13 protein-coding genes are annotated in these 11,012 nt (G+C 72.5%); 5 read left to right on the top strand and 8 right to left on the bottom strand.

The window, feature by feature from the left end; all coding sequences use genetic code 11:
• The first annotated feature begins 4 nt into the window (after nt 1–4).
• Nucleotides 5–619: a GNAT family protein gene (locus tag ABZ490_RS48175; RefSeq protein ID WP_359005957.1), complete on the top strand. Its 615-nt coding sequence runs from the start codon at nt 5–7 to the stop codon at nt 617–619.
• A complete protein-coding gene (locus ABZ490_RS48180; protein WP_359005960.1) occupies nt 616–1,683 on the top strand; it encodes a C45 family peptidase in 1,068 nt (355 codons plus the stop codon). Before ABZ490_RS48175 ends, ABZ490_RS48180 begins: the two co-directional genes overlap by 4 nt.
• A 405-nt stretch (nt 1,684–2,088) precedes the next feature.
• On the opposite strand, the gene ABZ490_RS48185 is transcribed toward ABZ490_RS48180, so the two are convergent.
• From ABZ490_RS48185 to ABZ490_RS48195, 3 genes are all read right to left on the bottom strand, one after another.
• Nucleotides 2,089–3,378: a cytochrome P450 gene (locus ABZ490_RS48185; protein WP_359005962.1), complete on the bottom strand. Its 1,290-nt coding sequence runs from the start codon at nt 3,376–3,378 to the stop codon at nt 2,089–2,091.
• 256 nt (nt 3,379–3,634) lie between these two features.
• Nucleotides 3,635–4,018 carry a fic family toxin-antitoxin system, toxin component gene (locus ABZ490_RS48190; RefSeq protein ID WP_359005965.1) on the bottom strand — a complete coding sequence of 128 codons (384 nt, stop codon included), beginning with the start codon at nt 4,016–4,018 and terminating at the stop codon, nt 3,635–3,637.
• Nucleotides 4,015–4,311: a DUF1778 domain-containing protein gene (locus tag ABZ490_RS48195; protein WP_359005968.1), complete on the bottom strand. Its 297-nt coding sequence runs from the start codon at nt 4,309–4,311 to the stop codon at nt 4,015–4,017. The genes ABZ490_RS48190 and ABZ490_RS48195 overlap by 4 nt, the downstream gene beginning before the upstream one ends.
• A 149-nt stretch (nt 4,312–4,460) precedes the next feature.
• Between ABZ490_RS48195 and ABZ490_RS48200 the strand changes: the two genes are divergently transcribed.
• The 3 genes from ABZ490_RS48200 (at nt 4,461) to ABZ490_RS48210 (ending at nt 6,091) form a co-directional block, all read left to right on the top strand.
• Nucleotides 4,461–4,676 carry a DUF4177 domain-containing protein gene (locus ABZ490_RS48200; RefSeq protein WP_067253445.1) on the top strand — a complete coding sequence of 72 codons (216 nt, stop codon included), beginning with the start codon at nt 4,461–4,463 and terminating at the stop codon, nt 4,674–4,676.
• Between the two features lie 175 nt (nt 4,677–4,851).
• Entirely contained in the window at nt 4,852–5,847 is a 996-nt protein-coding gene (locus tag ABZ490_RS48205) for a zinc-binding dehydrogenase (protein ID WP_359005972.1), read from the top strand.
• A gap of 109 nt (nt 5,848–5,956) precedes the next feature.
• Complete coding sequence (locus ABZ490_RS48210; RefSeq protein ID WP_359005975.1) at nt 5,957–6,091, top strand: hypothetical protein; 135 nt, start codon at nt 5,957–5,959, stop codon at nt 6,089–6,091.
• Between the two features lie 342 nt (nt 6,092–6,433).
• Here the strand turns inward: ABZ490_RS48210 and ABZ490_RS48215 are convergent, their stop codons facing one another.
• The 5 genes from ABZ490_RS48215 to ABZ490_RS48235 are packed head-to-tail and all read right to left on the bottom strand — an operon-like array spanning nt 6,434 to nt 10,811.
• Nucleotides 6,434–7,135 (bottom strand): zf-HC2 domain-containing protein, encoded by a 702-nt coding sequence (locus ABZ490_RS48215; protein WP_359005978.1) that lies wholly within the window; start codon nt 7,133–7,135, stop codon nt 6,434–6,436.
• Nucleotides 7,132–7,719 (bottom strand): sigma-70 family RNA polymerase sigma factor, encoded by a 588-nt coding sequence (locus ABZ490_RS48220; protein WP_359005981.1) that lies wholly within the window; start codon nt 7,717–7,719, stop codon nt 7,132–7,134. The genes ABZ490_RS48215 and ABZ490_RS48220 overlap by 4 nt, the downstream gene beginning before the upstream one ends.
• On the bottom strand, nt 7,716–8,753 hold the full coding sequence (locus ABZ490_RS48225) for a serine/threonine-protein kinase (RefSeq protein ID WP_359005983.1): 1,038 nt from the start codon (nt 8,751–8,753) through the stop codon (nt 7,716–7,718). Before ABZ490_RS48225 ends, ABZ490_RS48220 begins: the two co-directional genes overlap by 4 nt.
• The gene (locus ABZ490_RS48230) at nt 8,750–10,642 is read right to left on the bottom strand and encodes an ABC transporter ATP-binding protein (RefSeq protein ID WP_359005986.1); all 1,893 of its coding nucleotides are present in this window, start codon (nt 10,640–10,642) and stop codon (nt 8,750–8,752) included. The genes ABZ490_RS48225 and ABZ490_RS48230 overlap by 4 nt, the downstream gene beginning before the upstream one ends.
• Before the next feature lie 34 nt (nt 10,643–10,676).
• Complete coding sequence (locus tag ABZ490_RS48235) at nt 10,677–10,811, bottom strand: hypothetical protein (protein WP_359005989.1); 135 nt, start codon at nt 10,809–10,811, stop codon at nt 10,677–10,679.
• Nucleotides 10,812–11,012: the final 201 nt, after the last annotated feature.

Genomic DNA, 11,012 nt, shown 5'->3' on the forward strand with positions numbered 1-11,012 from the left:
CACGATGACCTGGTCCGCACTCAAGAGCCCCACGCTGGAGAACGCACACGTCCGGCTCACCCCCCTCACTCCCGGGGACCGGGAGGCCATCCGGGCCGTCGCCATGGCCCCGGAGATCTGGCGCTACTTCGTCAGCCTCATCGAGACCGACGCCGACTTCGAGGCCTTCTTCGACGCCACCCTCGCCGACCACGCGGCCGGCCGCCGCGCCGTGCACGTCATCACCGACCTGCGCACCGGCCGTGTCGCCGGCAGCATGAGCTACGGCAACCTGGCCGAGGCCGACGCCCGGCTGGAGATCGGCTGGTCCTGGCTGGGCGTCGACTTCCAGGGACAGGGCGTCAACCGCTGGGCGAAGTACCTGCTTCTTGAACACGCCTTCGAACGGATGGGCGCCGAGCGCGTCGAGTTCAAGACCGACGAACTGAACCTCCAGGCCCGGCAGGGGCTGCGGAACATCGGCGCGACGGAGGAGGGCACCCTGCGCAGCTTCAACTTCATGCCCGGCGGCCGCCGCAGGGACGCCGTCTTCTACAGCATCCTGCGCCCCGAATGGCCCGAGGTGAAGCGGCAGTTGGCGGCCGGGCCGCGGGTGTCCCGGCTGGACGCCGTCCGGTGACCGGCGGCGCGGGCATTCCCCTCGTACGCGTCCACGGAGAGCCGTTCGCCGCAGGACACGCGCACGGTGAACGCCTCGCCGCCCCCCTGCGCTCGTTCCTCGGCGACTCCCTCGCCCGGCTGGGCAGGGTCATGGCGGGCCCCGTCACCCTGGCCGGGCTGCGGCCGGCGATCGCCGCCCACCGGGCGGCGGTCACGGCGGCCGCGCCGGAACTGGCCGAGGAAGTCCGGGGAATCGCGGCAGGCGCGGGCATCGAGGAGTCCGAGGCATGGCTGCTCCAACTGCGCCGGGAGATCATGGGGTACCGCAAGGTCCCGGTCCCCGTCATGGGCGACTGCACCACCTACGCCCGGAGCGGACCGGCCGCCGACGGACACCCCGTCCTCGCCCAGACCGTCGACCTCAACGGTGACCTCGACGACCACCTCGCCGTACTGGACGTCGCCCGGCCCCGCACCGGCCGCCGCTCGCTGGTCCTCAGCTTCGGCGGACTGCTGGGATATCTCGGCCTCAACAGCGACGGCCTCGCCGTCGGCATCAACCTGGTCCTCGGCGGGGACTGGCACACCGACGGCCTGCCGCCCTACCTCGCCGTCCGTCATCTGCTCGACACGGCGGCCAGTGTGGAGGAGGCCCTGGAGATACTGACCGGCCTACGCCTGACCAGCTCCCGGGTCCTGACGCTCTGCGACCCCCGGCGGTCGGTGTGGGTGGAGCACCTGGACGGCGCCTACCGGCTGGGCGAGGCCGCGACGCCGGTCGTCCACACGAACCACTATCTGCATCCCGACTTCACCGCGGCCGACGAGATCAACGTCTTCGCCCGCAACTCCTCACTGCGGCGACTCGACGCCGGCACGGCGGGGCTCGGTGCCCTGCCCGCCGACGCCGGTCCCGAGGAGTACTTCGGCGTGCTGTCCGAGCCCCCGATCCGGGTTCCGGACAGCGGCGACATCCGACGCGAACGGACGGTCGCCGCGGTGGTCATGCTGCCGGACCGCGGAGAACTCCACGTCCGCCCGGGCGACCCGGCACTGTCGACCACCCAGGTCTTCCGCCTCTGACGACCCGGCCTGGCCCGGCCTCGGCCGAGGGGGCCGGGCCGGGGCCCGGCCTCCTCGTCTCCGCACTCGTACGCGTGTCCGATGCGGGGGTGATGCCCCTCCCGGTCGCGCGGGCGCGAGCAGCAGGATGGTCGCCGTGGCGAGGAGGAGCAGGGCGGCGGCGGTCGGGAGGCGGGCATCATCGCCTGCGACCCGACCGGGCTGCGGCTCTTCACGGGCATGCCGACTGGCCCGCGGCAAGGCGCAACGTGGTGCGCTGTATCTTCCTCGAGGCCCTCGGCAAACGCGTCGCCGAGGGCGTGCGAGCCAAGTCTCGTGACAAGGCAAGGACCCGAAGGCGGAGGAGCAGGGGAGTCCCGCGCGCCGTGCCATGCGGCGCAAGGCGTAGGACGCGTCAGCGGGCGATCACGCCCCGACCGGTCGGAAACCTGCCCGCAGGCCCGCGGGCGCGAGTCGGCCGACGAAGCGCGGGACCACGGACGCGGCGTTCGGCGAATCGATGGTGAAGCGCTGCGCGATCCGCGAGGTCGCGAGCGTGAGCTGCCGCAGGGCCAGGGGCGAGCCCAGGCAGACCCGCGGCCCGGCACCGAACGGAAGGTAGGCCGCGCCGGGTGCCGATCGCCCGTCCAACCACCGCGCGGGGTCGAACGCGTCCGGCCGCTGCCACCACCGGGGATCCCGGTGGATCAGGTAGGCGTTGAGCAGGACGTCGTCACCGGGGCCCACCGACCAGTCGCCCAGGGCGGCTGTCGTACGGGCGGTGCGCGTCATCAACCACGCGGGCGGATGGAGGCGCAGTGTCTCCCGGACCACGGCCTCGGCCAGCGGCAGGGCCGGTGTCAGGGACGCCGCCCGAGGGCCGTTCGCCTCGTCACGAAGGTCGCCGACGAGCCGCGGTCGGCGGGCGAGTTCCCATACGACGGAGGTCAGCGCGGCGGCGGGCACGCCGTGGCCGCCCATGAGGATGCTGTGGAGCGTCGACGTCACGGTGTCGTCGGGCAGGTCCGGATCGGCGTCGAGCAGCAGCCCGAGCAGGTCCCTCCGGGGCTCCACGGCGTTCGAGGCGCGCCGCTGCCGGACGATCCCGGTCAGCCCGTCGGTCAGCCGCCGGTACGACCGGAAGAAGTCCCGGTGACGAGGGATCGGCAGCCACGCGGGGAACTCGTAGGACGAGTCCGTGAACGGCCGGGTGGCGCGGATGATGTCGTGGAGCAGTCCCGTGACGTCGGCGGCGTCCGTGCCGAAGCAGTGGTCGGCGATCGCCCGGGCGCTGAACACGCGCATGGTGGTGAGTACGTCGCCCTCGGGGTCGGCGCCGTCGGCCAGGACCGCGTCGAGGATCTCGACGGTACGGTCGTCGGACGCGGCCACCGCCGTGCGGTTGAGCCCCGGCCACGCGGCACGGCGCGCGGACATCCATGCCGTGGCCTGGGCGGCGGCCTGATCGAGGTCCCGCCGCATGTCGAACGGCGCGAGCTCGGTCACGAAGCTCTGGCCGGTGCGGGCGAGCACCTCGTGGGTGACATCCGGGTCGATGACGAACACCGTTCGTTCGTCGAAGGAGAAGACGTCACCGTATGCGCGGTGACAGCGCCGCAGGAATCCGATCCGGTCGGCCTCGTACGCGCGCGTGTTGCCCGTCAGCAGGCGCCCGCGCGGGCCCGGCGGCCGTCTGGGCTGTTCGTGGCGTGCCATCGGGCCTCCCCAAGCGATCGCAGGACCCCGCGAAGGGGACCCTGCGATCGGCGTGTGGCACGGTGTCGGGCTACCGGAGCTGGTAGGGCCAGTACGGGTATCGTCCGCTGACCCGCTTGCGGCCGACCAGGAGAGCTACCAGGCGTCGTGTCCGTTTCATGAACACCCCACTGCCGACTGGGCGAATATTTGTCCCGAGCGTGGCACGGCCGTGCAGAGGAAGCAATATGTCGACTTGGGGATAAGTGTCGAACCCTCAGGCGGCGGTCCACTCGCGGAGTTGACGGGCGATCCGGGCGACGCCGAGCGCTCCGGAGGCGGCGTCGCGCACGAGGGCCACGGCGGCCTTGGGCGGGTACGCGAGTTCGCGCGAGTGGAGGATCAGATACGCCTCGGTCGCGTGCCAGGCGAACGCTTCGTTCGAGTGTTCCAGGCTCGGCAGTCTCGCCAGGGTCTGCAACAGGGCCGCGGCCTTGAGGTGGACCGATCCGTAGACATCGCGGTCCATGGCCTTGGCGTTGACCCTGGCGACCGCCGCGAAGAGGGGGCCGTAGTCGTCGACCTGCGGGTCGTCGGCGAGCAGTTCTGCGGCGTGGAGCAGGAAGGTGACGTCGAGCGGGTGGGCGTCCGGCTGGGTCACGCGGCGTGGCCCCGCTCCTCGCGCTCGAGCTCCCGCAGCGCCTTCTGCTCGGCCGCCCGCTGTTCGGCGCCGGGATCCGTGGCTCCGCGTTCGGCCGCGAATGCCGCGCCGCTGCGGGCCATGGAGGCGCTGAAGCCCTCCAGGAACCGTCGCTCGACGGCTGTCGCGCGGTCGTAGGCGGCCGAGAGGATGTACTCCTGCATGCTGACCCCGGCCTGCTTCGCGGCTGCCGCGATGGCGGCCCGCTGCGCGGGGTCGGGAAAGCGCAGGCTCATTGCTTTGGGGTCCGACATGGTATCGATGGTATCAGCGGTACCTCGACGCCGTCGGGAGAAATCCTCCGGGGAAAACGGAGGCCGCTGTACTCGCCGGCGGCCGGGGGTGATTGTCTGGTCCCGGCCATCGCACCCCGACCCGGCTCGGCCGGCAGGAGGACCCCGTCATGAGCAGCCCCCACGTCTACGAGTACAAGGTCGTCACGTTCCGGGAATCGCTGATCGGCGACGCCCTGGACAGCGACAAGCTGGAGAAGGTCCTGAACAAGCACGCCGAGGACGGCTGGGGCCTCAAGGCCATCACCTCCGCCGACGTCAAGGGCCGTATCGGACCCGGCGCCGTCGAGGGCCTCCTGCTGACCTTCGAGCGTCCGCGCGGCTGACGGAACCCCAGCCCCCCCGCCTCCCCTTCATACCGGCACAGCGAGCCGGCAGGTCTCCGGAGGACGACCTGCCGGCTCGCGGCCGTCCGCGGCGGGAATATCAAGATCGCCACCTGGGTTGCCGCCCGCACGCGGCCGACACCGGGGACGGCCGTCACGACGAGGGGAGTGCGTGATGCGCGCGGTCGGGTTCCGGATCAACGGCGGCATCGAGGTACTGGAGGAGCTGGAGGTGCCCGAGCCGGTGCCCGCTCCGGGCCAGGTCGCCGTGCGGGTCGCCTTCGCGGGCGTCAACTTCGCCGAGATCCAGCACCGCCGGGGCGAGTTCGGCGCCCCGGACGGGCCCGGCGGAGTGGACATCCCCGGACTGGAGGTGTCGGGGACGGTCGTCGCGCTCGGCGCGGGGGTGAGCGGGCCGGCGGTCGGTCAGCCGGTGGCGGCGTATCTGCCGGCCTTCGGCGGATACGCCGAGACGGTGGCCGTCGACACCCGGTTCGTGAGGCCGTTGCACACGGCGGCGGGAGAGGCCGACCCGGCCCGGGCGGCGGCGTTGCCCTGCGTCTATCCGACGGCCTTCGGCGTGCTCAAGGACGCCGGACGGCTGCGGGAGGGGGAGGACGTGCTGATCCACTCCGCGGCGGGAGGCGTCGGCTCCGCGGCCGCGCAGCTGGCCCGGGACATGGGAGCCGGCCGCGTGTACGGCACGGTCGGCTCGGTGGAGAAGATCCCGTACGCCGCCGGGCTCGGCTACGACGCGGTGTTCCTGCGTGAGGGATTCGCGGAGCACCTGGCCGAGGCGACCGGTGGACGCGGCGTGGACCTGGTGCTCGATCCGGTCGGCGGGCCGGTCCGGGAGCAGAGCCTGACCGCGCTGGCGCCGTTCGGCCGCGTGGTGGCCTATGGAGACCTCGGCCGGCACGAGCAGTGGACGGCTTCGGTGTGGGACCTGTGGAAGGGCAACCGGACCATCGCCGGGTTCAACATCGGCGACCTCGCCCGTCGGGCCCCCGACCGGATCGGCGCCTACCTCGACGAGGCCCTCCGCCTGCTCGCGGCGGGCCGGATCAGCGCCGGGGTGACCCAGACCCTGCCCCTGGCCGAGGCGGCAAAGGCCCATGAGCTCCTGGAGACGGGCACCGGCCGAGGCAAGATCCTTCTCTCGCTCGCCTGACACCGGCTCAAGGGGCCTGCGCCACGCGGTCGTCCAGGCGTCCAGGCGTCCAGGCGTCCAGGCGTCCAGGCGTCCAGGCCCCTGGCCGAGGTGCCGCATCATGGCCTACATGACGAACGCACTGTCCGGGACCGGGGCGGCGATGCGCCCGGGGCCGCCTCACCTGGTCGGCCTGACAGGGCCGGCCGACCGTCCCGGCAACGTGTCCGAGCGCTTCCGGGCGGGACTGCTGGAGGTCGGCTGAGCCGCGCGGCTGCGATCCGAGGACGGCTCGACCCGTCTGCTGTTCGGCGGTGCCGTGCACGGCTGCGACGCCTCACCGCCACGAACGCCCGGGGCCGGGCCACCGAGGTCGTGACGGAAGAGCTGGCCCAGGCGGTCCACTTCACGGCGGGAGTGACCACAGCGGCAACAGCGGCATCGGCCTGCGGGCCGCCCAGGACCTCCTCGCCGACGGCCACCGCCTCCGTCCTGCCCGGCCGCGACCCATCAAGGCCGGCCCCAAGGGCCAAGCAGTTCTGCCACACCGGCCACCCGGTCTGCGCCCACGGCTTCGGCACCGCCGCGCACCGACGGTCCGGGCCGCTCAGCCGGACGGGCGGAGGGTGGCGCCGGCCACGACCGAGTGGTCGGCCGCGAGCAGGCGCACCTTGGTCACGGGCGCCGAGCCGTCGGGGTAGGGGGCGCCCCAGCGGGCGTAGCCGGACGCAGGGGAGAAGGTGCCGACGGTCGTGGTGGAGCCGTCCGCCCGAACGATCTGGCAGGTGAGCGTGGCGTGCAGGGTCGTCCGGGCCCGTGCCGGCAGGTCGTCGGCATCCACCGACATGTAGATCCACCGCGGCCCGTCCGTGTGGGCGACGACCTGTCCGACGTCCCGGCCGTGGGAGGTGAGCTCGGCGCTGACCAGCCGATCCGGGGCGGTGGCGGAGGGCGAGGGCACGGAGGTGACGCCGATCGCCCATCCGCCCGCGGTCAGTGCCGCGGCCGCCCCGCAGGCCGCGAAGGCGAGGGCGAACCGCCGGTGCCGGGTCCGCCGGCGGTGTGGGGGCGGTATGCCGATGCGCTGGAGCACGCGGGTCTCGAACCCCACCGGTGGCTCGCGTCCGGGAATCAGATGGATCAGTTCGTCGGCGGTGCTCGTCAGTTCCCGCACATCCTCGCGGCAGGCGGGGCAACGCTGGAGGTGGGCCAGGGCGACGGCTCGCTCCCGGGCGGGCAGGATGCCCAGGGCCAGTTCGGCGGCGGCGTCCCGCAGCCATTGGCACGCGAACACGTCATCGCCGGTCATGACGGTGTGTCCTGCCGAAGCGTCAGCGACTTGCGCAGTTTGGCCAGCGCCGTCCTGATCCGGGTCTTGGCGGTGCCGAGCGGCACCCGTTCCAGGTCCGCCACCTGCTGCGCGGTCATTTCGTAGACGCCGGCCATGACGACGGCGCGGGCCTGGCTCGGGGGCAGCTCGGCGATCGCCCGCCGCAACTCGGCCGAGTCCTCGTCGGCCACCGCCAGCCGCTCGGGGGTGTCGGTGGCCGCCTCCAGCAGCGGTGCCATGCGGGTGGGGTCGACGGGGACGGTCCTGCGGGAGCGCACGGCGTCGATCGCCAGGTTGTGGGCGATGGCCGTCACCCACGTACGGACCGACCCGCGGCGTGGGTCGTAGACCTGGGCGTGGCGCCAGGCCTGTTCGAAGGTCTGCTGGGCCACGTCCTCGGCGAGCTGGGCGTCGCCGGTGACCGTCATGGCCACCCCGTAGACCTTGTGCTGGAACCGGCGGACGAACGCCACCGCGAACTCGGGGTCGTCGGTGGTCAGCCCCGCCAGCAGCGCGTCATCGGGCATCCACTCAGGAGAAAGCCCCATGGGGTGCTCACTCATGCGCGGCCTCCTTCGCCGGGGGAGGGTCCGGGGGCCGGGGCGGACGAGGCCGGTTCCACGTCCTTGCGGTGGGAGGGCAGCAGCGCGTCGAACGCCGCGGCGAGGGAAGCGAGGTCCGGCCGGGCGGCGGGGTCCGGTGCCAGGCAGGCGTCGACGGCGGCGGCGAGCGTACGCGGCAGTCGGCGCAGGGTGCCCACGGGTGCTGCCCTGCCTTCCAGCTGCGGGTAGCGGCCCGGCCGGTCGTAGGTGCCGCTGTCGCCCGTGCTCACGGAGGCGGACGGGGTGCCGGCGTCGGCGTCACCGGACGGCTCCCCGTCCGTCGTGGTGGTGGTGATCTCGGGGAAGGGAAGGTCGCCGGTGGCGACCTCGTAGAGGGTGATGCCCACGCCCCAGACATCCGCGGCGGCGGACAGGCCCGCACCGCTTGCCTGCTCGGGCGCGAGATAGCAGGGGGTTCCGATACCGGGGGGCGCGGGCCCCGGCGGGCGGGCGACGCTGAGGTCGAGGAGTTTCGCACGCCGGCAGTCGATGATCACGTTCGAGGGCTTCACGTCCAGGTGCAGCAGGTCCCGGCCGTGCAGATAGTGCAGTGCGGAGCACAGGTGCAGGCCCAGGAAGGCAATGTCCTGGGCGGGGAGACGGCGGCGCAGGCGGCCGATGAGATGGGCGACCGTCTCGCCGGCCAGCGTCTCCAGGACGACGAGGGGTTCGGGCGCCTCGACGGTCTCGTAGGCGCGGACCAGATGCGGATGGCTGAACGCCTGCAGCCAGCGGCCCTCGCGCAGGAGACGTTCCCGCAGCCGCGGTTCGTGCCGGCGGTCCGGGCGCAGCGTCTTCAGCAGACAGCGGCAGTCCCGCTCGTCGCTCCACGCGTCGTACACGTCGAGCCAGCCGGTCCTGGTCAGATGGGCGAGGATCTCGTAGCCGGCCACCGGTCTCGCCCTGGGCGGCAGGGGAGTGAGGGGCGGGGTGGTCCGGTGGCGGGGGCCCGCTCGCGGCGGGGCGAGGTGCGCGGGGCTGATCGGAAGGCTCATGGGAATGCCTTGGTCGTGGAAGCGGCGAAGACCGTGGCGGCGGGCTCCGCGGGAGCGTGCAGTCGGTGCAGCCGGGCGTAGGCCTTGCCGCTCCGCAGGAGGTCGTGGTGGGTTCCCTGCTCGACGACCCGGCCGTGGTCCAGCACCAGGATCGAGGTGGCGTCGTGGACGGTGAGCAGATTGTGGGAGATGAGGATGGTGGTGCGTCCGGCCATGAGCCGGCGCAGCGGCTCCATGACCCGTCGGCCCGACGCGGCGTCCAGCCCGGTGGTCGGCTCGTCCAGAACGAGGACGGGCGCGTCGCGGATCATGGCCCGGGCGATCGCCAGACGCTGGCGCTGGCCTCCGGACAGCAGCCTGCCCCGCTGGCCCACGACGGTGTCGTAGCCCTCGGGCAGAGCGGTGACGAAACCGTGCGCGTCCGCGGCGCGGGCCGCCGCGACGACCTCCCGGTCACCGGCGTCCGGACGGCCGTAGAGGATGTTCTCGCGCACGGTGCCGTGCAGGACCAGGGTCTCCTGGAGCACCACGGCCACGTTGTCCCGGACATCGGAGAGCCCCAGGGTCCGCAGGTCCACGCCGTCCAGCCGGACGGTGCCCCGCTCGGGGTCGTAGAAGCGCAGCAGGAGCTTGGCGACGGTGGACTTCCCCGCGCCGCTGGCCCCGACCAGCGCCAGGGTCTGCCCGGGCTCCACACGGAACGACACATCGCACAGCGCGGGCCGCTCCGTTCCCGGATAGGTGAAGCCGACCGCGTCGAACTCCACGTGCCCGCGAGCGCGCCCGAGCCGGGCCGGACGGGAGGCCTCAGCGACCAGCGGGCGCTGGTCGAGCAGCTCCACGATCCGCTCCGCGGCGGCGGAAGCCGCGTAGAAGGTGCTGGTCAGGTGGGACATACCGCGGATCGGGCTGTACAGCTTGCCGAGCAGGGCCAGGAAGACCAGCAGCTCGCCCAGGGTGAGACGGCCGCGGGCCAGTTGCCAGGTGCCCAGACCCATCACCAGCAGGGCCCCGCTCAGCTCGACCAGGTCCACCAGCGGCCCGAAGACGGCACGGATCCTGGTCGAGGCCATGGTGGCGCGGTAGCGTCCGAGGATCTCGCGCTGGAACCTGCCCTGCTCCCACTCCTGGCGGTTGTACGCCTGGACCAGGGCGATGTTGCCCAGGACCTCCTCGGCGACCGCGCTGACCGAACCGCTGCGGCGGCGGCGTTCCCGGGAGGCGGCCTTCACCAGCCGGGAGAAGTAGCGGGCCGCGCACCAGAACAGGGGGACGATGACGAGGGCGAACAGCGTCAGCTCCCAGCTCAGATAGAAGAGCATGCCCAGGAAGATGCCCAGCCGCATCACGTACCACAGGGCCTGGGCCACGCCCGACAGCAGGAACGTCTCGACGGCGTCGACGTCTCCGGTCACCCGGGCCAGGACGTCGCCGAGCCTGCGCCGTTCGAAGAAGCCGAGGGACAGGCGCTGCACGTGCCGGAAGACGTCCGCCCGCAGGGCGAGCAGGAAACGCTCACCGACCCAGACGGAGGTCACGTCGTCGGCGAACGACAGGAGGCCCGAGGCGAGGTTGAGCCCGACGTACGCCAGCGCGATCGACGGGAACGCGCTCAGGTCGCGCTGGACGAGAACGTCGTCCACCACCACCTTGAACAGCCATATCTCGGCCGCGTCGAGGGCGGGGCCGACGACGCAGAAGGCGACGAGGGGCAGCAGCCACCTCCGCCCGCCGCGCGTGTAGGGCCAGAACCGCCGGAAGATCTGCCGCACCGGCAGTGCCGGCGCGGCGGCGACGAGCTGTTCGCCCTCCTGCTCGCCGACCGTGAACGACCGTCGCAGCGCCGCGAACGGGGCGGCGCTGCGGGCGGTCCGACGGCGGAGTTTCACGGAAACCGCGACGTTGCCGGATGTCGTCCCGGCATCACTTGTGCGTGCCGGTGCTGGAGGTACGACGGTGGTGCTTGCGGTGGTGGGACGTCCTTCCGTTCATGCTGGTCGTGGACTTGCGGTCCTTGGAGTGCCGCTTGGCGGGTGCCAGGTGACTGAAGAGGGACATGGTCTTTCCCTTCGTCTTGCGGGTTCACTAGGACATACGGGCGACCTCTGGCGGGAGATTGCGATTTCGGTAAGAAAATCTTGTTTCGGTCCGTGGCGGCGAGGGCGTGGGGAAACGGCGAAAGGCGGCGGCCCCCGGGGATCGGGGGCCGCCGCCTTGGTGGGTCATGCTGTGGGTGTGGCTCAGTACCAGCCGTTGGCC

The organism is Streptomyces sp. NPDC005811, assembly GCF_040630405.1.
Taxonomy (GTDB): Bacteria; Actinomycetota; Actinomycetes; order Streptomycetales; family Streptomycetaceae; genus Streptomyces.

Excerpts from the sequence above, each read along its gene's own strand:
- ABZ490_RS48175 (WP_359005957.1), top strand. The coding sequence starts at position 5 with ATGACCTGGTCCGCACTCAAGAGCCCCACGCTGGAGAACGCACACGTC.
- ABZ490_RS48185 (WP_359005962.1), bottom strand. The coding sequence starts at position 3,378 with ATGGCACGCCACGAACAGCCCAGACGGCCGCCGGGCCCGCGCGGGCGC.
- ABZ490_RS48195 (WP_359005968.1), bottom strand. The coding sequence starts at position 4,311 with ATGTCGGACCCCAAAGCAATGAGCCTGCGCTTTCCCGACCCCGCGCAG.
- ABZ490_RS48200 (WP_067253445.1), top strand. The coding sequence starts at position 4,461 with ATGAGCAGCCCCCACGTCTACGAGTACAAGGTCGTCACGTTCCGGGAA.
- ABZ490_RS48205 (WP_359005972.1), top strand. The coding sequence starts at position 4,852 with ATGCGCGCGGTCGGGTTCCGGATCAACGGCGGCATCGAGGTACTGGAG.
- ABZ490_RS48210 (WP_359005975.1), top strand. The coding sequence starts at position 5,957 with ATGACGAACGCACTGTCCGGGACCGGGGCGGCGATGCGCCCGGGGCCG.
- ABZ490_RS48215 (WP_359005978.1), bottom strand. The coding sequence starts at position 7,135 with ATGACCGGCGATGACGTGTTCGCGTGCCAATGGCTGCGGGACGCCGCC.
- ABZ490_RS48220 (WP_359005981.1), bottom strand. The coding sequence starts at position 7,719 with ATGAGTGAGCACCCCATGGGGCTTTCTCCTGAGTGGATGCCCGATGAC.
- ABZ490_RS48225 (WP_359005983.1), bottom strand. The coding sequence starts at position 8,753 with ATGAGCCTTCCGATCAGCCCCGCGCACCTCGCCCCGCCGCGAGCGGGC.
- ABZ490_RS48235 (WP_359005989.1), bottom strand. The coding sequence starts at position 10,811 with ATGTCCCTCTTCAGTCACCTGGCACCCGCCAAGCGGCACTCCAAGGAC.